This window comes from Bacteroides pyogenes DSM 20611 = JCM 6294 (assembly GCF_000428105.1).
Classification (GTDB): domain Bacteria; phylum Bacteroidota; class Bacteroidia; order Bacteroidales; family Bacteroidaceae; genus Bacteroides; species Bacteroides pyogenes.
Genome location: NZ_ATZH01000037.1, coordinates 1 through 21,208 on the forward strand (window position 1 = coordinate 1; position 21,208 = coordinate 21,208).

Here is a 21,208-nt window from a genome sequence, read left to right on the forward strand (position 1 = left end):
AATAAATGTGCCGCTTTGTCCCAGTTCTATAAAATCGCCTTTGGAAGTATTGACGCAGGACTGTTCTTCTGCATAACGGGACTTGCTGTCATAAAATCTCCAGACAGGGATATTGAGTTCCGCCAGCCTTGATTTATAAGTTACTTTGTGTTCCTTGCAGTACATAATAATTTCTGCAACTTCTTCTCGTGTCATCATAAGTTTTATTTTTGGGCACAAAGATACTGGTCGAAGAGATTGCAGAAAATACGTGGTTTACCGGAGGCTTACCTTCTAAACGTAAAATCTTTTTAAGCAAGACAGAAGTTGCGAACACTAAAAACAAACTGCCGGACTGTGAAGTATGATCCAAAGTTGTTCGTACAACTTTCAGGGTTCACTTCACAGTCCGGCAGTTTGTTTTATGCCGTACAGGCTATCCGTTTAATCTTCTCCGCGTTTCTTTCCTTTCAGCATAGAATATGCAATGGGAGAAGCAATGAACAGTGAAGACATGGTGCCGATGACAACACCGAGTATCATGGCGAACGCAAAGCTGCGGATGGAATCACCTCCAAGGATGAAGATACACAGCAGCACGATCAATGTACTCAACGAGGTGTTGATGGTACGCGCCAGTGTCGTATTCAGAGAATCGTTGAAGAGCTGACGCTCGCTACGTTTCGGATAAAGTCCGAAGAACTCGCGCACACGGTCGAAGATTACCACCTTGTCGTTGATGGAGTAACCTATAGCCGTCAGAATAGCTCCGATAAATGTCTGGTCTATTTCCAGAGAGAACGGAACAACTCCCCACAACAGCGAGTAGAAACCGATAATCATGATGGTATCACTTGTCAGAGCCACAACAGAGCCTACGCTATAAGCAATATTGCGGAAACGAAGCAGGATATACAGCCCGATAGCGATCAAAGCCAACACGACAGAATAGATAGCTCCCGTCTTAATGTCGTCGGCAATGCTCGGACCTACTTTCTGCGAGCTTACGATACTTCCTCCGGTATAATTATCACGGTCGATGAACGTATCCAATGTAATATTCTGAGTCAGCACAGGCTTCAATGTTTCGTACAGATAAGCTTCGATTTCCGAATCTACCGTTTCGCTGTTATCATCGATGCGGTAGTTCGTACTGATGCGTACGGTCTTCTTGTCGGTACCTACAGCAATAACGCTTACGTTTGAATCACCGAACTTGCTTGAAATCAACTCGCGTATCTGTTCGGGCTGTACCGGATTCTCAAACTGCACCTTGAAATTACGTCCTCCGGTGAAGTCGATGCTCTGGCTCAAACCGCGGATGGCAAACGAACCGAAGCAAATCAGGATGAAAACACCCGCAATGATAAGCGCTTTCTTGCCGGCTCCCATAAAGTCGAAACGGGTATTTGCCATCAAGTTCTTCGAAATACCGGTGCTGAAAGTCAGGTTCAACCACTTATCTTTAGCCATGAAGTGTTCGTAAACCAAACGGGTCATAAACACGGCGGTAAAGAACGATACGAGAATACCGATGATCAACGTAGTGGCAAAACCGCGAATCGGGCCCGTACCGAAATTGAAGAGGATGATACCCGTAATGATAGACGTCAGGTTAGAGTCGAAGATAGCCGAGAAAGCGTTGGAATAACCGTCTGCCAATGCTTTTTGCAATCCCTTTCCGCTGCGAAGCTCTTCTTTGGTGCGTTCGTAGATAAGCACGTTGGCATCCACCGCCATACCGAGCGAGAGTACCATACCCGCAATTCCGGACATGGTGAGTGCCGCTTGGAACGAAGAAAGAATACCGAGCGTGAAGAAGAAGTTGAGGAACAAAGCTCCGTTGGCAACCATACCCGGAATGAAACCGTACATGGCGCACATGTAAATCATCAGCAATACCAATGCGATGACGAACGAAATGATACCTGCGTTGATAGACTCCTGACCGAGCGACGGACCCACGATGTCTTCCTGAACGATACGTGCCGGAGCGGGCATCTTACCCGATTTCAGTACGTTTGCCAAGTCTTTTGCCTGTTCGGGCGTAAAATGGCCGGTAATTTGTGAGCGTCCACCCGTAATTTCAGAATATACATTCGGAGCGGAGTATACATAATTGTCGAGTACGATAGCAATCGAACGGCCGATGTTCTGCTTGGTCAGCTGAGCCCAGCGACGTGCGCCGTCAGCGTTCATCCCCATGCTTACCGCCGGTTTGCCGAATTGGTCGTATTCATCTTTCGCGTCTGTCACCACATCACCTTCCAACGGGGCTCTGCCATTGCGCTCGGTAGATTTGATGGCATACAACTCAAAGATTTGTCCTTTTTTGTCGAACTCCGCAGGAGAAACGCCCCACTTCAAACGAAGGTCTTTCGGCAGCTGCGCCTTGATTTCATCCATCGACAGATACTTGTTAACCTCTGCCGTATCTTTGTAATTGGCATAACCGATCACCGGACCCTGCCCGCTGGAGTTAAGTTGCAAAATAGCCAATAGCGGATATTGTTTCTTGAATTCTTTCAGGTCGGCTTCTTTATCTTCTTTCGCGTCACCTTTCAATGCAGCGGCAAGGCTGTCTGCCGCACTGACGGTTTTCTTCACAGCTTCTGTCTGTTCTGCGGCAGTTGTATCAGCAACAGATTCTTCCGTATCCTGAGCAAGCAAAGAACGCAGTTTACTGTCGGCCGCCTGCATATAAGAAAGAAGTTCTCTGGCCGTATAAGTCTCCCAAAATTCCAGATTGGCAGAACCTTGAAGAAGCTTTCTCACACGTTCGGGTTCTTTGATACCGGGAAGCTCTACCATGATACGTCCCATCTTGTCTTCCAGACTTTGAATGTTGGGCTGAACCACACCAAAGCGGTCGATACGGGTACGAAGCACGTTGTACGAATTCTCGACAGCTGCTTTCACCTCTTCTCTCAGCACTTTCTCTACTTCCGCATCGGTTGATTTCTGATTGACTTTATCTTTCAACTGTTGTGTAGCGAAAAGTTCAGAAAGCTTTGCGCCCGGAGCAATCTTACGATACTCTTTAACAAAAAGAGAAATAACGTCTTCCTGACTGTTGATTGCTTGCTTGGCAGCTTCAGACAGCGCTTTGTTGAACGCTTCGTCCGGTTTGTTATCAGCCAAAGCTTTGATAACATCAGGCACGGAAACTTCAAGAATTACGTTCATCCCTCCTTTCAGGTCCAAACCTAAACTAATCTCCATTTCACGGCAATCTTTCAGTGTCCAGTTGCCCAACCACACCCTCTCGTTCGAAAGAGAGTCGAGGTAGTCTTGCTCTACTTTCGGATCGCCTTTCGCAATCTCTTTCGCCTTTTTAGTGTAATGGCGAGTTACGAAGGAGAAGGAGAGATAGAACGCGCATACTAGCGTGAGTGCTACCGCAAAAACCTTTACAAGTCCTTTGTTTTGCATTTTACTTTAAAATTTTTATGATGATTACTTTTTAATTTAAATTTCGGTTCCCATCGGTCGCATATAGTTTTGTCTTCTACATACAAGGCTGCAAATATAGTTTTTTTTTCACATTCAGGTATAATAAGCCCTCAAATATTTGATGATTAAGGCCTTTTTTGGGTTTCGAATCACGGTTTGGGCAACATTATTTAACAAGAAAGATACAATTCATAGTTCCGATGCCTTACATATATTTCGACACTGCGGTAGACATATATAGTCAGCACGGTGAATATATATGCCCAGCATGGTAGGCATATATGTACAGCACGGTAGGCATATATACCCAGCATGGTGGATATATATGAATTGTTTTCTTAAACAAATAAAAAACGGGAAGCGCCATTTAGCCCCAAAAAAGTAAGGCTTAGATGACGCTTCCCCGATTTTCTGTCAAAAGCAATATAGTAAGCATCTGAAAGCAGCACCGACGAACATACTGTCGTCATACACCGTGCTGTCGTTCATTATGACTATTTCATTCCCCTATTTTTCAGCAAAGGTTCCAGACTCGGCTCTGCCCCGCGGAAATTCTTGTAGAGCACCATCGGGTCGTCACTGTCTCCTTTTGCCAGTACATTGTTGCGGAACAGGTCGGCAGTGGTCTTATCGAAGATGCCGCGTTCTTTGAACGCCTCGAACGCGTCGTTGTCCAATACATTCGCCCAAAGATAGCTGTAGTATCCTGCCGCATACCCGCCGATGATGTGGTTGAAGTAGGTAGCTCGATAACGGGGAGCGATTTCCGGAATCAAGCCCAGCTTATCCATCGCTTGCTTTTCGAACTCGAGGATATCCAAATTGCTTACATCTTTCAGCATATGGAGATCCATATCGAGCATGGCAGCCGCAAGCAGTTCGGTAGTAATGAATCCCTGATTGAAAGTCTGCTGTTTCAATATTTTTTCGATAAGTTCATCGGGAATCGTCTCTCCGGTAGCATAATGCTTGGCATACATTTTCAGTACCTCCGGTTCGGTAGCCCAATGCTCGTTGATCTGCGAAGGAAGCTCTACGAAATCGCGCACCACATTGGTTCCCGAAGTTCCTTTATATTGGCATTTGGTCAACAGGCCGTGCAATCCGTGACCGAATTCGTGGAAAAGAGTTTCCACTTCATCGAGCGTAAGCAGCGAAGGCGTGTCGCCCACAGGTTTGGTAAAGCTGCATACGTTGCATACCAACGGACGTACATCCCCGTATTGCTCGCGATAGTTGCTCATCCATGCACCGCCACGCTTTCCGGGACGGGGGAAATAGTCGACATAGAAGATTCCGAGCTGTGAACCGTCGGCGTCTTTCACTTCGAACACTTCTACATCGGGATGATAGGTAGGAACACCTTCCAGCTTGGTCAGAGTAATTCCATACAGTTTGTTGGCAACCATGAACGCTCCGTCTCGTACATTCTCGAGCTTGAAGTAAGGCTTCGTCTCCTCTTCAGACAGGTCGTACTTCTCTTTCCGCAACTTTTCGGTGTAATACCACCAATCCCATGCAGCCAGTTTTTCTCCCTTGCCTTCCTTATCCATCAGCTTCTGCAACTCCACAGCTTCCGCTTTGGCTTTGGGCAAGGCATAGCTCCACAATTTATTGAGAAGTTGCATCACATTGGCGTCATTCTTGGCCATGGTCTCATCCAGCACGAAGTTGGCATAACAGTCGAAACCGAGCATCCGGGCTTTCTCAAGGCGCAGCGAAATAATCTTCCGAATATTTTCTTTATTGTCGTTCTTATCGTCATTGTTCCCACGGCAGATGTAAGCCGTGTACAGCTGCTCGCGCAAGGGGCGGTTTTCGGAATATTGCAAGAAGGGCAAACGGCTTGCATTGTGCAGGGTAAACAACCACTTGCCCGGTTGTCCGGCTGCTTCGGCTTCTGCCGCAGCGCTTTGTCGGAACCATTCGGGAAGCCCGGCAAGGTCTTCCTCTTTATCGACAAACAGTTTGAAAGTGTTGTTCTCGTTCAGAATATTATTGCTGAACGCAAGCCCGAGCGTAGAAAGCTCTTTGTTTATTTCGCGCAGGCGGTCTTGCTGCTCCGCACTCAGATTTGCGCCCGAACGTACAAACCTCTTGTAAGTCTTATCAAGCAGGCGTTGCTGCTCTGCGTTCAGTTGCTCCGGATTCCGGTTGTCGTACACCTCCTTCACACGTTCGAAAAGTTTCTTGTTCAACAGAATGTTATCTTCGTGTTCCGAGAGTACCGGCGCCATCTTCATGGAGAGGTCGGTAAGGGCATCGGTGGTTTCGGCACTCGTCATGTTGAAGAAAACGGCGCCTACGCGGTCTAATATCGGGGAACTCTGATCTAAAGCGACAATCGTGTTCTCGAAAGTGGGTGTCTCCGAATTGGAAACAATGTCCTTAATGAGCCGGTTTTGCTCCTCAATGCCTTTAAGAAAAGCCGGTTCGTAGTGTTCGATCTTGATTTTATCAAAAGGAGGAACACCATACTCTGTTTGAAAATCCGTAAAGAAAGGATTAGTCTCTGTTTTTGTTGCGCATGAACACATCATACAACTCGCTGCTAAAATAATTACTGTTTTCTTTATCATAATAAGGGATTTATGGGTTATGTTCTACATACGTTTTTCTTGCTTGATTATAACATCCACTCTATATTATTAATGAATTTCAATATCTATACATCGGGCTTCCTTACACTCTTTTTGTTTATATAACACCAGATGGGATAATGATCGGAATCGCTGATAGAACGGTCTACCGTACAATTATAAGCTTTCAAGTCGGGACTGATCAGGATATTGTCTATGCGGAAATAAAACTTGTTCCTGTTGTAGGAAATGCCTAATCCCCTACCCGATTTTGTGAAAGCGTCATCGAGCTTACGGGTAAGAACTCGATGAGTATAAGATATGGGAGCATCGTTGAAGTCTCCGCAGACAATCATCGTAGAGTATCGGCTCCGCTCTATGACGTTGGCTACCGAATCGGCCTGATAAGAGCGGATAGCCGAAGCCTCCGCCAACTTATTAAGCAGCAAGCGGGCGCCCCACTTCACTTTCTTCGCATCGGGGGCGTCGATCATATCTTCATACATCCCCCTGTCTTGCATGGTAAGCTTATTGGATTCCAAATGGTTGTTTATCAACAGAAGGGTATCGTTGTTCACCTTAAGAACATATTGCATAGAGCCATTGTAGTTGCTCTCATAGTCGACAGCCTTAGCCGATAATATGGGAAATTTGGAGAAACAAGCAAGTTCCGCATCTCCTTTGCCATGCTTTCCGATAAAATGGAACGGATACTCTTTCAGCGCTTTGAATATATCTTGCTTGGTGAGATACCTTTCATTTCCCGAGTATGCGTACTCTTGCAGGCAAATAATATCCGCTCCGCTGTTCGCCACATAAGACAAGATCGGGTTTTTCCCTTCTTTTTTCATCAGCCCGTTGAAGCCCATCACATTATAAGAAAGAAGTTTGATGCTTCCTTCCGGTATTTCTTCCGTACGGGAATTGATGGGGAAATAGGTCATTATCTGCGAAAAACAAATCAGCAAACCAAGCAAAGAAAACAAGGCATACCTGAAATTAAAAACAATCCAAAAAACAAGAAAGCACAGGTTGACCGCCAAAAAAACAGGAAAGACCAACCCTAAGCAAGAGGCGAACGAGAACGTTTGCGGATGCAGGTAGGGACTATATGCCGAAAGCACCAACATTATGACAAAGAAAACATTGATGCCCAGAATAATATATGATACGAATCTACCTATACCTTTCATACGTTATCTTTTACTTGCGTCGAACAAGCTCTTTTTTTCCTCTGTCGTGAGACTTTCATAGCCTGACCGCTTCAGTTTTTCCAAGATACGGTCCACTTCGTCAGACTGCGCTTTTTTACGTGCATTGTAATCGTAGTCTCTCGCACGGTCGGCATTAGGTCTGTAATGCATTTTCGGTTTACGCCTCCAAGTATCTTTGCGAAACAATGCCGCCACACCATCGATCAACTTGTTGATCCATCCCGTAAGATCGACACCTTTATTCAGAAAAGCGGCGAAACATAAACCGGACAGTGCGCCTCCAAGGTGAGCAATATGACCTCCTGCATTACCCGAAGTAATAAGAAGCAAGTCTGCACCGACAGCCACCAAAGCCAGATATTTCAGCCGGACAGCTCCGAAGAAAAGCAAATATACTCGATAATCAGGCTCCCTGTAAGCAATAGCAGCCACAATGGCCAATGTGGAAGCCGAAGCGCCTATCAGGACACTATAAATTACGGAATCGCTGAAAAACGGGAAAATATTGTAAGCAATCATGTAAAGCAAACCTCCGCATATTCCTCCCAACACATACACCCCCAACAAATGCCGGGCAGTAAAAGAGCGAAGGAACAAAATACCGAACCAGTAAAGCCACAGCATATTGAACAAGATGTGCAGAAAGTCGGCATGTATGAACATATAAGTCAGTATCGACCACGGTTGAAGGGCTAAACGAGGGAAAGAGGCGGGTAGCGCAAACCATTCTAAAAGGCCTGCGGGACTTTGGTTGAAAAGTTTCAAAAAGACATTTACCAACGCGCCGATGATAAAGACACCCGCATTGATGTATATAAGCCGGACAAGAAGATCTCCCCTCTTGAACTTCTCTCTTAAATCAGTTATAATACGTGCCATTGCTTTTGTCTTTTTTCCTCCAATACATAATCAAAATAAAACCGAACACCATTCCCCCCAAGTGGGCGAAGTGAGCAATGTTATCCCCTACATGGTTGGCAACCCCCGCATACAGTTCGATCAAAGCATAGCCGACAACAAAATACTTGGCTTTAACAGGGAACGGTATCGGGAAAACAAACAAACGATTGTTAGGAAACAACATTCCAAACGCCAGCAAAATGGCGAATACCGCTCCTGAAGCACCGATAGTGGTCATCAGGTTCAGATAATCTCCCATCGGAATGATTTCCGTACCGATATTCACTTGCGAATACCGGCTCAACTCCGTTGCATATTGTATATACTGAACACCTTCCTGTATCAGCCCTGCACCTATGCCGCATACCATATAATAAAAAAGAAAACGTTTGGGGCCCCAGGTTTGTTCGAGAATGGGACCAAACATAAAAACAGCGAACATATTAAAGAAAAGGTGGGCGAACCCTCCATGCATAAACATGTAAGTGACAAGCTGCGCAGGATTAAAATCGCCGGCTAAGAAAAAGTGCAACCCCAAATAGGTGACGAGATCTATTCCATAACGCTGGGCAACAAAAGTTCCGAAAAAGAATAATATATTGATAATTATCAAGTTCTTAGTAACAGTAGGCATACGTTTTACTTCTTATATTTTTATTAATTCCCGGCAAAAGTAAGAATATTTTCTGTTTTAAAGCATAAAATGACACTCTATTAGCTCTTTTTCAATAAATTGCTGTGATTTTTTGCTGTTTTTGTTTGATATGTTATTTTGTTCGTCTATATTTGTAAGGTTCTTATGAATGATCTTTTAATGTAATATAATTAATTAATCTATTTTATTTAGTATTATGAATAAATCTGAACTTGTTAGCGCAATGGCTGCAGAAGCTCAAATGAGCAAAGCCGATGCAAAAAAAGCACTCGATGCTTTCATCTCTTCCGTTACCAAAGCTATGAAAGCGGGTGACAAGGTTTCTTTGGTTGGTTTTGGTACTTTCTCTGTAAGCGAAAGATCTGCAAGAACGGGTATTAACCCTTCTACAAAAGCAACTATTACTATTCCTGCAAAGAAGGTGGCCAAATTTAAAGCCGGTGCCGAATTGTCTGCAGCAGTAGAATAAAATAGAGATCGTTGAAAGAATTTAGAAAGGGAGGCGCGGCGCGTCTCCTTTTTTTGTATCTTTGCGCGCAAGAAAAAACTTAATCATGAAAATAGAAGATAGACTTGTTGCATCCGTTGTCAACGGACTGAGAACACTCTATGGACAGGACGTGGCTTCGGAGTCGGTGCAATTGCAAAAAACAAAGAGAGAATTTGAAGGGCATTTAACCTTGGTGGTTTTTCCTTTCCTCAAAATTTCGAGAAAGGGACCGGAACAGACAGCGCAGGAAATCGGAGAGTTTCTAAAAGCGAATGAAGCTGCGGTAGCCGCTTTCAATGTGATAAAAGGTTTTTTGAATCTGACCGTCGCATCGGCTGCATGGATCGAACTTCTGAACGAAATTCATACAGACGGAGAATATGGATTGACAAAAGCCGACGAGAGGTCTCCGCTGGTTATGATCGAATACTCTTCACCCAATACGAACAAGCCTCTTCACCTCGGACACGTGCGCAATAACCTGCTGGGAAACGCTCTGGCGAACATTGTTGCCGCAAATGGCAACCGCGTGGTGAAAACCAATATTGTAAACGACCGCGGTATTCATATCTGTAAATCGATGTTGGCGTGGAAGAAATACGGAAATGGAGAAACGCCGGAAAGCTCGGGAAAGAAAGGCGACCATCTGGTGGGCGACTATTATGTAGCTTTCGACAAACATTACAAGGAGGAAGTAGCCGGACTCATAGAGAAAGGAATGACCAAAGAAGAGGCAGAGACCGCATCGCCATTGATGCAGGAGGCTCGCGAAATGTTGGTAAAATGGGAAGCCGGAGACTCGGAAGTACGTGACTTGTGGACCATGATGAACAACTGGGTATATGCCGGATTCGATGAAACGTACCGCAAGATGGGAGTGAGCTTCGACAAGATATACTACGAATCGGAAACCTATCTCGAAGGGAAAGAGAAAGTAATGGAAGGACTGGAGAAGGGGTTCTTCTTTAAAAAAGAAGACGGATCCGTATGGGCCGACCTTACTGCCGAAGGTCTGGACCATAAGTTGCTGCTCCGCGGTGACGGAACTTCGGTCTATATGACTCAGGACATCGGGACGGCGAAACTTCGCTTTGCCGACTATCCTATCGACAAGATGATTTACGTTGTGGGCAATGAGCAGAATTACCACTTTCAGGTACTTTCCATCCTGCTTGATAAGCTGGGCTTCGAATGGGGAAAGAGTCTCGTGCACTTCTCTTACGGCATGGTGGAGCTTCCCGAGGGAAAAATGAAATCGCGTGAAGGAACCGTAGTCGATGCCGACGACCTGATGGAAGAAATGATAGAAACCGCGAAAGAGACATCGCAAGAGCTGGGTAAACTGGACGGGCTGACTCAGGCAGAAGCCGACGACATTGCGCGCATCGTAGGGTTGGGGGCTTTGAAATACTTCATCCTGAAGGTAGACGCCCGCAAGAACATGACTTTCAATCCGAAAGAATCCATCGACTTCAACGGCAACACGGGACCGTTCATTCAATACACCTACGCTCGCATACAGTCCGTCCTGCGCAAAGCGGCCGAAATGGGAATAACCATCCCCGAAACGATTCCCGCCGGTATCGAGCTGACGGAAAAAGAAGAAGGGCTTATTCAGATGGTGGCGGACTTTGCCGCAGTAGTGAAGCAAGCGGGCGAGGATTACAGTCCGTCTGTCATAGCCAACTATACATACGATTTGGTGAAGGAATACAACCAGTTCTACCACGACTTCAGCATTCTGCGCGAAGAAAACGAAGCTGTGAGAATATTCCGTATCACCTTGTCTGCCAATGTAGCCAAAGTGGTCCGCCTCGGAATGGGTCTGCTGGGAATCGAAGTTCCTTCCAGAATGTAGCCAGGTAAAGACATTATTTATATTTATAGAGAGGATGGAGGATGATTGAACGGCAATCTTAACATCAGGACACTTTTTGTTGTTCAGAGATTCCGCTTCCGTTGCGATCGCCCGAAAGCGAGCAACGGAAGCTATCCCCATAGAGCAGAACCTCTTACAGCGCGTTCAACAGTCGATTCGCCTTCCTAACGGTAACGGCTGCCGGAACTTGTGGAAAGTCTTCTAACCGGAAAGCCGAAAGGATACGTTCCAACCGCTTCATGCCCGCTTTATTATTCTTTTCGGCAAACTCTTCGCGCAAAAGGGTTATCTTTTCGTGTGCCTGAATGCCTTCGACCAACCGCTCGAAGCGAATGGACGAACGGGAGCCCGGATAAACCAGATAAGTGTCTCCGGCAGCCCACGTTCTGAATCGTGAATCGAGCAAAGGCTCTTTCACCCAACTGTTGTACGCCCAACGCAGGTATCCGTCCAGATGGAATTTGGCCGAATAGAAACTCATCCATACCGCTTCGGAAGGATCTGAAAATGTGAACGTATTGGGAAAAGCCTCCGCACAAGAAGTATAGTAAGTGGTAGGCCATTTTTTTTCAGTGCGACGTTTCAGCACATCTTCAGGATAAGACGCGCTCATCGGGATGCAATAGTCATAAATATCCGCTTCCAACTCATTGTGGAAGTTGCCTGCCAAAGAGACCTTGAAATCGGGATCGGCCTTGCGGATTACTTCAAGCGTCTTGAGCATCACGTCCATCGGCCGCTCGTCCATCGCAATGGTGCAGATGTCAAACCATCCTTTTTCACGCAAATGCTTGGAAAAAGCTCGCAGCATAGCCAGCCACATCTCTTCATAATCCGGTTTGCCGGGAGCCGTGTTCACCACCTGCAAACGGTTGGTGGCCTGGTCGAAGTATTGGAATGAAAGCTTCCACGGAACCATCGAATAACAATTGATTTGTTTATCTATCCCCACGCTCATCATCATCTCCACCCAAAGATCGAACACGGCGAAATCGAACGCCCAAGTCCCGTCTATTCTCTTCGTCCACGTTACCATCGACTCGAAGGCATCTTCCGTTTGTGCATTCCAGGGGTGGTGCATGATGGAAGCCGTAATCACTTTCTGACCGGCATCTGCCAGCATCTTCATTAACGGGCGCATGGCCTCCATATGTTCGCGGCTCCATAGCGGGAGCTGATGGTAGCGGGGCACAGCGAACGGATTCTGCCACAAGTCGAGATGATACTTCCATGCCGACGGTTCGGGAAGCGTGCGTGAAGACACTTTGACATACATAGTGAGACTTCCTAACAAGCAACCTCCGTCTTTCACTTCCACCGTTCCTTTGTAGGTTCCCGGTGAGAGCGAGGCGGGGATGCGGCAATTGATCCATACGGGCTGCACGCTTTTTGCCTTCACGGGCATCGAAACTGCGAGATGGTCGATGGCATCCGCCACCAAAAGCGAGTCGTACAACGTATGGTCGGGACGCGCACCGCAAGCTCCGCGTCCGTCTTTATTCAGTTCGTCGGTCATCACGTAGCGGACGAAACCTCCGCTGAACGCCGAAGCCGGAAGCACTTCGCCCGAAGAGGATTTGAAGTCAGAGAAAGCATACGTCAGCTCATTCAAATCGGTCGGCGTACACACTACCGCCTGCGCGTTCAGCTTCTCGCCCCGCCATCCTTCCAGCGTGATGCTTTGTTGCGACGGCAATACGGGAACCGCATGCTTGGCATAGCGCACATCCGTACTTCCCCATCGTACTTGGGGCGATTTCACTACCGCCCACTCCTGCATGGAAGCCGACTTGGGGTCGGGCAATTCATGGTAAGACTGAAGCGGAAAAGGCGGTTGCCCAGTCGGCGTGCCACACTGCGTCACTCCTTCCTGAGCCATCAGGGGAGCGGAAGCAAGCACACAAGAGAAAAAGAATGCTGTAATTTTGTTCATATCATTATAATTTTAGGTTTCAATGTCAAAAAGCTCTTAGCAACGGGTACATGCTGAAGAACCGAATCCCGCCAGTGGCGTTCTCGCTTGTCCGTATTCACAAACATTGATTGCCAAACATCCGGTTATCCGTCACTTCGCTATCACTCAGCGGGTAGCGTTCTGCGGACTGTATCCGGGCAACCCGCTCGGTCCACATTCTGTTTTTAATGTTCCCGCTTGTTAGAACTCCCAAAGATAACTCTTTCGCCCCATAAAACATCAGAAGCACACCTCATTTCCGGAAGAAATATCGAATTTACCTCGACAGCAAACCGTAATTGCTGACAGCACCATCGAGCATGTGGCAGAAGAGTTATCGAAATTACGTTGACAGCAAAGTGGCATGCAATACATAGAAAACAGTGTAGTAATGAACACTTTAACTGTAAAAAAACGAAAGCGATTGATGTGAAAACGCATAAGCAAATCTGTAAAATATAGTCAATTGCCCTGACAGCCTGTTTCTACAAGCATTTCGCGGTAATAGACAAATCTGTAGAACATAACAAATCCGTTGCGAAATCCTTGAATGTGGGCGAAATGAAAACTTCACCGGAGCAGCAGGAAAGCAAAAAAACCGTTCGGAAACATTGACGAAGCGATATTATTCAATACCTTTGCCATTAAAAGCCTGCTTAGAACTTACGCACCGTTTTTTTATCCGTCACCGGTTACTATGCGGTGCATGATATATACGCGCAGGCCGGATATTTAAACGGTGTTTACATAGAAATTAATCCGCTAAAACAAGATGAAGAAATCGAACCCGTTACTGATCGGTACCTTGTTGCTGACACCCGCATGCTCTGTATGGGCACAAGAGAAACCCAATATCATCGTATTTCTGGTAGACGACATGGGGCTGATGGATACGTCCGTCCCTTTCATTATAGACGGACAGGGAAATCCGGTGCGTCAGCCGCTTAACGACTGGTACCGCACTCCGAATATGGAACGGTTGGCAGAGACGGGAATCCGTTTCTCCACGTTTTATGCACAAAGTGTAAGTTCACCTTCACGGGCTTCGCTGATGACCGGGCAGAATGCCACAAGGCATCGTACTACCAACTGGATAAAACCGACATCGAACAACCGCGACCAGTTCGGTCCCCATGCGTGGAACTGGAAAGGATTGACGAAAGATGAGCTGACTTTACCTCGCTTGCTCCGATCACAGGGCTATAAAACCATCCACGTCGGCAAAGCCCACTTCGGCTGCACCGGAAGCGAAGGAGAGAATCCTGAGAATCTGGGGTTCGACGTCAATGTGGCAGGCTCATCCATCGGACATCCGGGAAGCTACTACGGTGAGTACGGATACGGACACATCAAAGGAGGACGTGCCAATGCGGTTCCCGGTCTGGAGAAATATCACCGTACCGACACTTTCCTGACCGAAGCGCTGACCATAGAAGCCAAAGCGGAGATGGACAAAGCGTTGGCTGAGAAGAAACCTTTCTTCCTAAATCTGGCTCATTATGCCGTACATACTCCTTTTGAAACCGACAAGCGTTTCATCGGGCACTATACCGACCCTGAGAAAAGCGATGCCGCCAAAGCCTTTGCCACACTGATAGAAGGAATGGATTACTCTTTGGGAGAGATTCTGGATTATCTGGAACAGAAAGGGATTGCAGAAAACACGTTGGTAGTATTTTTAGGCGATAACGGCGGAGACGCTCCTTTAGGACCAGCCAGAGGCTACTCTTCCTCTGCTCCGTTGCGCGGCAAAAAAGGAGCGGAGTTTGAAGGCGGTATGCGAGTACCCTTCATCATCAGTTGGGCGAAAGCGAATGGCAAAAACAAATACCAGAAACAGATGCCTATCGCTCAAGGGAAAATACAGAAACAAATGGGAACCATCATGGATATATATCCCACACTTGCCTCTGTGGCTGGAGCGGCTATCCCTCAATCCCATATCGTGGACGGAAAAGATCTGCGACCTTTGCTGACGGGTAAACAAGACGCTACACGGGAAAATGTCTTCCTGATGCACTTCCCTCACAGCCACCGCGGAAGCTATTTCACCGTATACCGCGAAGGCGACTGGAAGTTGATTTATTATTACAATCCGGAACATCCCGAACGTCCGGACTGTGTGCTTTACAATCTGGCGGACGACCCCGAAGAACGGCATGAATTATCCGCCTCTCACAAAGAGAGAACCCTGCAAATGCTTGCTCGCATGATAGCGCGTCTGGACAAGGAAGAGGCTTTGTATCCGGTGGATATCGACGGGAAAGAGATCAGACCGGTTGTGGAACAACATCCATAAAGGCATAAGCAAATATCCGATCAGAATCAATAGTATATATATTATGGTATAGGCAAAGGTGTGATAAAGCCGGCTTTTATAGGCAGCCGCGATAGAAAAGCGAATGATAAACTCTGTTTAAACAGCCAAACAATGAATAATAACTTTTTTAATATGTTATAACCTATGAACCGCACATTAGCAAAAGCAATCTCATTATTGCTGTTGGCAACAATTAACCTCTCTCCGCTTTTTGCGCAAAAGAAAGAGCTCCGACATGAGCTTTCCGTAAACGGCGGATACGGCTTTACGTTGGGAAAGATGAATTGCCTGACGCAAAACGTGCACAGCTACGAGAATCGTTTAACGAAAGCTCCCAACTGGGGAGCGCAATACCACTACCGCTGCATTAAAGAGCTTTCCGTAGGTGCCGTTTACTCCGCATACGCCAAGCAAGACAGCCATCCGGAAGGAAGCGACAAGCTTTCGCAACATTATGCGGCTATCCAAGTCAGCGGATATATTCCTTGTTCCGACAGGCTGGACATCCGCATCGGACTGGGAGGTGGAGAGGTATTCTTCAGAAACAACAGCGCTGTGTTCGGAAAGCCGCGCACCGTAACGGGAAGAGCCGTTGCTGTACATGGCTGTTTAGGAGGGCTTTTCACGCTGGGTCCTCAATGGAAAATAGTTACGGAGCTGCAATACATTGCGGGCGGACTTCCCTCATACCGCGTGCGCTACCACAACCAATCGATCAAGGTAAGTACAGGCGGAGACAGGAAAGTCAGCGTTTCGCGTTTAAACTTATCGGCAGGAATCGCCTATTGTTTTTAATCATGAACAAAACTCGGATTATATGAAAAAGTACATCACACTCATCTTTACGACACTATGCGCATGTATCTTCTTCGCCGGCTGCGACGGAGAAGACAGCAGGGTAGATCCGACCGTCATGCCTCCCGCTACCAACACCGGAGCCAATACTTTCGGATGCCTTATAGACGGATGGATCTATTCCGGAGGAAGATATTCCACAGATTGGTTCTTCCCTGTCAAAGAGCCCGAACGCTCCATTAAATTCATTTATAAAGAAAAGAAAGAGGAGATGGAGGCGTCTGTTTATATAGATGGAGATGGAAACACCATCGACTTTAAGATTCTTTCGCCCGAAGAAGGGAAAGAGTGTCCTCTTACCGACTTTATGTTTATCAAAGAGGCATTGAAAGACGGAACGGCGCATATTACCCGCTTCGATCTGAAGAAGAAAATAGTCAGCGGAACTTTTGAAAACAACGACCGGCTTACCAAGGGGCGTTTCGACACGTATTTCGAAATCGACTCGTACGACTATCCGGAACATGAAGGGAAACAGCACGTTATCCGAACGAAACGGATTAAACCTGCGTTACTCGAATCTGCAAGCAACCAATGAAAGGAGTATACACCGTATTTGAACGGGCATCATTCAATGCAGACTTTTGCCGGATCGACTCTTATAATTAAGAATATTATCATTTGAATGAACATCATAAAAAGCAAACCGACCGCCGCTTTGTTTTTATCCGTACTTTTATCTGCCTGCACGCTGCATGGCAATAAAGAACGGAGACAGGAAGAGGAAGAGCGCATAGCGAAAGAAATCCGGTCCGAAACGGCGATTGAAGCAGAGGAAGAGAACGAAAACGGTCGAGCCGCACATCCGAAAAGCAGGATGGCGCTGTACATGGATTCTCTGGGGTTGAAGAACATAGCCGAAGCCGATACCTCCATCATAGTGCGGCTGATGTATGCCACTCCGGATAATTTCACCGGAAAAACACTGTATGAAGATCTGAAAGAAGCCTACCTGCACCCGGAAGCTCTCGAAGCTCTGCTACGGGCACACCGGGCGCTGAAGCAAAGGCATCCGTCATACCGGTTCATCGTCTACGATGCCGCTCGCCCTCTGTCCGTGCAGCAGCAGATGTGGGATGCCGTGAAAGGAACCTCCCGATACCGCTACGTATCCAATCCTGCGCGTGGAGGAGGACTGCATAATTACGGACTGGCGGTGGACATCGGCATTCTCGACTCGCTGGGGAATCCGCTGCCGATGGGTACGAAGGTAGACCATCTGGGCATGGAGTCGCACATTATGCAGGAAGACGTACTGGTTCGCCGGGGAAAGATAAGCGAGGAAGAACGGCAAAACCGTTTGCTGTTGCGCCAAGCCATGAAAGCCGGCGGTTTCCGACCGCTACCGAGCGAATGGTGGCACTTCAACTTTCGCAGCCGTGACGAAGCTCGCCGGAACTATCCGGTGATTCCTTGAGAGAATCGGGTGCATTCCTGCTTATTACTTTACATCACAATCAAGGCTTATGAAAGAATTATCGCCGGAAACCCGACTTTTCATCCGCGAACATCAGAACGACGATGTTCGCTCCCTCGCTTTGCAGGCAGGCAAATATCCCGCAGTAGACATGCCCGCAGCCATCACGCAGATAGCGGGAATACGTATCGCAAAAGAGAAAGTTCCCTCGTGGAGCAACGTCGAAGGCATACGCTATCCGCACCACCTCTCGATGGAGCAATGTTCGTCGGAACTCACCGCGCGGTATAAGTCGGAACTGGCAAAGGGAGAAAGCTTTGTCGATCTGACGGGAGGTTTCGGTATCGACTGTGCTTTCCTTTCGAGAAACTTCCGGCAGGCGACTTATGTAGAGCGGCAGGAAGAGCTCTGCGAAATAGCCGCGCATAATTTCCCGCTTCTCGGACTGCCGCACATAAGCGTGAAGAACGATGACGGTACGGAGTTTCTGAAGCGGATGGCGCGCGCGGACTGTATCTTTATCGACCCCGCCCGGCGCAACGAGTATGGCGGCAAAATAGTCGCCATCAAAGATTGCGAGCCCGATGTGGAGGAGCTGGAAGATTTATTGCTCGAAAAGGCCGGATGCGTCATGATCAAACTCTCGCCGATGCTCGACTTGTCTCAAGCGCTGAAAGAGTTGAGGCATACGCACGAAGTCCACATACTCGCCGTAAACAACGAATGCAAAGAGCTGTTGGTAATACTGAGACGCGACGCTTCTCCTGAAGTGTCCATCCACTGCGTGAATCTGACACCGAACGGCGAACAGCGGTTTTCGTTCACGCGCGAGCAGGAACAACAATGCGGCATCTCTTATGCCGGGCAGACAGGCAGCTATCTTTTCGAACCCAATGCCTCGATACTCAAGGCAGGCGCTTTCCGCCTGCTTACTTCGGCATTTCCGGTGAAAAAGCTCCACCCCAACAGCCACCTCTATACATCGGACAGTGCAGTGAGCGGTTTCCCCGGAAGATCGTTCCGCATCACAGGGCAATGCAGCCTGAACAAAAAGGAGATTAAGAGCTGCTTGGGAGACTTGCGGAAAGCGAACATCACCGTACGCAACTTTCCGGCGTCGGTGGCCGAACTGCGCAAACGGCTCAAGCTGTCCGAAGGAGGTGAAGATTACCTGTTTGCCACCACGCTCGGCAACGAGCAAAAGGTATTGATACGATGCCGCAAATAAGGGAAACTGAGTCTCTGCCACCCCATCATCTTCGGGAGTCAATTACCCCTCTTTCCTGCATTGTCGGCCGGGCTCACAGCAGTCCGATCGGCATATATATTTTCCTCCTCCGGTGAACATATATAGTCATGGGTGGTGGGCATATATAGTCAGCACGGTGAGTATATATAGTCATCCCCCATGAGTATATATAGTCACCACCCATGACTATATATGAATAACGCGGGAGGCAAATATGCACTTCCGGAGACAGATGGAGAGGGGCCACACCGCCGAAGTTTTCACCAAGGGCGCACGCCCTTCATGAACGGGAAAAGAGAACGATTTCCGGAGAATGAAAGACTAAATACGTTTCGACAAGTCGTCTTTCGGAACGGTCGACTCATTACCGTCGCGCATCGCCATGTAATGAGGAGACATGATTTCCACACCCTCCCGGTTGAACCGGTCTTGAATGTTCTGGTGCAAGTCCGAATAAATCTGTCCCATCTTCTCCGCCTCGCGGATGTAAGCATTCAGTTGATAGACCGGATACCAGTCGCTCAGCGAAGTTTCGAGCACGAACGGGCGCGGATCGTCCACCACTCCGGGCGTATTGAGGGCCGCCTCGATGAGCATCTGATGCACCTGACGCCACGGAACATCGTACCCTATCGTCACTTCCGTATGGATAATCAAGCCGTATTCGCGCGCCGAAGAACTGTAATTCACCGTATGCGAAGACATCACAAACGAGTTGGGTACTGTCACCACTTCATTCTTCGGTGTGCGGATGCGTGTCACCAGCGGAGTTTTTTCTATGATATCGCCGGTAGTATCGTTCAACTTGATGCGGTCGCCCAGCTTGAACGGGCGCATGTAAGTAATCACCAGTCCGGCGATGATATTGCCTATCACCGTACTCGAACCGAGCGATACGATCAATCCGACGAATACCGAAATGCCCTGAAAGACGCCGGAGTTGGAGCCCGGCAGGTAGGGATAGATCATGGCAATCATGAACGCGTAGAGCAGGAAGCGGATGATATGGAAAGTGGGCATTGCCCAATCGGGGTAGAATCCGTTTATCTTAAGGCGCCCCACTTCTACCTCACGGGCCAGATAAAGAATCAGCCGCACCAGATATTTCACGGCATACCAGATAACGATGATGGTAAACAGCTTGGGAATGTATTCCACAACGCTCACCAATATCGTCCGGATAGGGTTCCAGATATAGCCGAGCAACTGATAAGCCAGGCCTTCCGTCTGCGGGAAGATGATGAATATCAGAGGAACGGTGATGAGCAACTGCAAGCCCATCACGATGTAACGCCCTATGCCCGCCAGAAAAATCAGCAGATTGACTTGCCGCTGTGTGTTCAGCAGCTCATACCCCTGAATGGAAAAAGGCTTGAGGGCAGTGTCTCTCAGGCGTAAGATACGGACTTTCAGTTTGTGGAACAACCAGTTTGTGAGGCGGAACAGGAAAAACTGTCCGACAATAACGAGAAGGAAGTAAAGAATCCGTTTCGCCATCCGCCAGATACTGTGTTCGGCTTTCATCTGCGTCAGCTTGTCCACAACCAGCTTTTTTCTCTCTTTTATCAGCGAATCGCGCGGTATACCCGCCCACAACGCATCCTGGTCGGTGAGCGAAAGCAATACTTCGTTTCCGTACATCAAGTCGGAAACGGCATCCGAATATTCAATAGAAACCGAGTCAGGACGCAGGTTGAACCGTTTCCCCACTTTCTCAATAACAGCGGCAGTCTCCTTCGCACGCTTCTGAGGCGTATATCCCCCACGGTTGGCATAAAGAAAAAACAGCGTATCTCCCTCTACCACCACAGGAACCCCCTTGGTAAACTGCCGGAGCGAATCGATGCGCTGCCTCTGTTGCGCCAACTTTACGGAATCGGAAGAGAGCATTTGAAGCCTCATCTCCTCCATTTCCATGCGCATATTGGCTTCGTTCAGGCGGGCTTCTTCCAGCTCCTTCTGCAAATTGCTTAAACGGACTGAGTCCGAATCACGGTTTGATGCGGATACCTCTTTGCCAATGGTATCTCCCGACAGGATTTTCTTCACCGCCTTGTCCAATTGTGCGTATACATGTACATTCAGCAGCAACACGACGAATAGCATGGCTGCACGCTTCATAGTGGCAATTCTCATAATCGTATCTGTATTATCCGTCCCCGCAAATGCTTGGCAACGCCGAAGAATCTTTTTCATTAAACATCATCCGCGCTTCAAACCGGAACGGAGAAGCTTTGCGAGGATTTATTTTTCATTTTTCCGTA

The 21,208-nt window shown here is 47.6% G+C and carries 14 protein-coding genes and 1 pseudogene; 7 read left to right on the forward strand and 8 right to left on the reverse strand.

The features are described 5' to 3' along the window. From C234_RS17810 to C234_RS0110250, 6 genes and pseudogenes are all read right to left on the reverse strand, one after another. Positions 1-198: pseudogene (locus C234_RS17810) on the reverse strand (hypothetical protein); the annotation flags it as partial. 225 nt (positions 199-423) lie between these two features. Beyond that, positions 424-3,411 (reverse strand): protein translocase subunit SecDF, encoded by a 2,988-nt coding sequence (gene secDF, locus C234_RS0110230; protein WP_027325686.1) that lies wholly within the window; start codon positions 3,409-3,411, stop codon positions 424-426. A gap of 515 nt (positions 3,412-3,926) precedes the next feature. Beyond that, a complete protein-coding gene (locus C234_RS0110235) occupies positions 3,927-6,011 on the reverse strand; it encodes a M3 family metallopeptidase (RefSeq protein ID WP_027325687.1) in 2,085 nt (694 codons plus the stop codon). Between the two features lie 86 nt (positions 6,012-6,097). Continuing rightward, positions 6,098-7,204 carry an endonuclease/exonuclease/phosphatase family protein gene (locus C234_RS0110240; protein WP_027325688.1) on the reverse strand — a complete coding sequence of 369 codons (1,107 nt, stop codon included), beginning with the start codon at positions 7,202-7,204 and terminating at the stop codon, positions 6,098-6,100. A gap of 3 nt (positions 7,205-7,207) precedes the next feature. Beyond that, on the reverse strand, positions 7,208-8,104 hold the full coding sequence (locus tag C234_RS0110245; RefSeq protein ID WP_027325689.1) for a rhomboid family protein: 897 nt from the start codon (positions 8,102-8,104) through the stop codon (positions 7,208-7,210). Next, a complete protein-coding gene (locus C234_RS0110250) occupies positions 8,085-8,759 on the reverse strand; it encodes a rhomboid family intramembrane serine protease (protein ID WP_027325690.1) in 675 nt (224 codons plus the stop codon). The genes C234_RS0110245 and C234_RS0110250 overlap by 20 nt, the downstream gene beginning before the upstream one ends. A gap of 217 nt (positions 8,760-8,976) precedes the next feature. Between C234_RS0110250 and C234_RS0110255 the strand changes: the two genes are divergently transcribed. Both C234_RS0110255 and argS read left to right on the forward strand, forming a co-directional pair. Further along, positions 8,977-9,249 carry an HU family DNA-binding protein gene (locus C234_RS0110255; RefSeq protein WP_027325691.1) on the forward strand — a complete coding sequence of 91 codons (273 nt, stop codon included), beginning with the start codon at positions 8,977-8,979 and terminating at the stop codon, positions 9,247-9,249. 85 nt (positions 9,250-9,334) lie between these two features. Beyond that, positions 9,335-11,128, forward strand: a complete 1,794-nt coding sequence (gene argS, locus C234_RS0110260; RefSeq protein ID WP_027325692.1) for an arginine--tRNA ligase — start codon at positions 9,335-9,337, stop codon at positions 11,126-11,128. Positions 11,129-11,282: 154 nt separating this feature from the next. Here argS and C234_RS0110265 read toward each other — a convergent pair whose 3' ends face one another. Then, complete coding sequence (locus C234_RS0110265; protein WP_027325693.1) at positions 11,283-13,082, reverse strand: DUF4091 domain-containing protein; 1,800 nt, start codon at positions 13,080-13,082, stop codon at positions 11,283-11,285. A 793-nt stretch (positions 13,083-13,875) separates the two neighbouring features. On the opposite strand from C234_RS0110265, the gene C234_RS0110270 reads away from it, so the two are divergent. From C234_RS0110270 to C234_RS0110290, 5 genes are all read left to right on the forward strand, one after another. Beyond that, positions 13,876-15,402 (forward strand): sulfatase, encoded by a 1,527-nt coding sequence (locus tag C234_RS0110270; protein WP_027325694.1) that lies wholly within the window; start codon positions 13,876-13,878, stop codon positions 15,400-15,402. Positions 15,403-15,567: 165 nt separating this feature from the next. Beyond that, a complete protein-coding gene (locus tag C234_RS16320) occupies positions 15,568-16,218 on the forward strand; it encodes a hypothetical protein (RefSeq protein WP_051290242.1) in 651 nt (216 codons plus the stop codon). 22 nt (positions 16,219-16,240) lie between these two features. After that, positions 16,241-16,816, forward strand: a complete 576-nt coding sequence (locus C234_RS16325; RefSeq protein ID WP_244947312.1) for a Riean_0653 family protein — start codon at positions 16,241-16,243, stop codon at positions 16,814-16,816. Positions 16,817-16,909: 93 nt separating this feature from the next. After that, a complete protein-coding gene (locus C234_RS0110285) occupies positions 16,910-17,695 on the forward strand; it encodes a M15 family metallopeptidase (RefSeq protein ID WP_027325695.1) in 786 nt (261 codons plus the stop codon). Positions 17,696-17,744: 49 nt separating this feature from the next. Continuing rightward, positions 17,745-18,923: a THUMP-like domain-containing protein gene (locus C234_RS0110290; RefSeq protein WP_027325696.1), complete on the forward strand. Its 1,179-nt coding sequence runs from the start codon at positions 17,745-17,747 to the stop codon at positions 18,921-18,923. 342 nt (positions 18,924-19,265) lie between these two features. On the opposite strand, the gene C234_RS0110295 is transcribed toward C234_RS0110290, so the two are convergent. After that, positions 19,266-21,080: a mechanosensitive ion channel family protein gene (locus C234_RS0110295; RefSeq protein WP_027325697.1), complete on the reverse strand. Its 1,815-nt coding sequence runs from the start codon at positions 21,078-21,080 to the stop codon at positions 19,266-19,268. Positions 21,081-21,208: the final 128 nt, after the last annotated feature.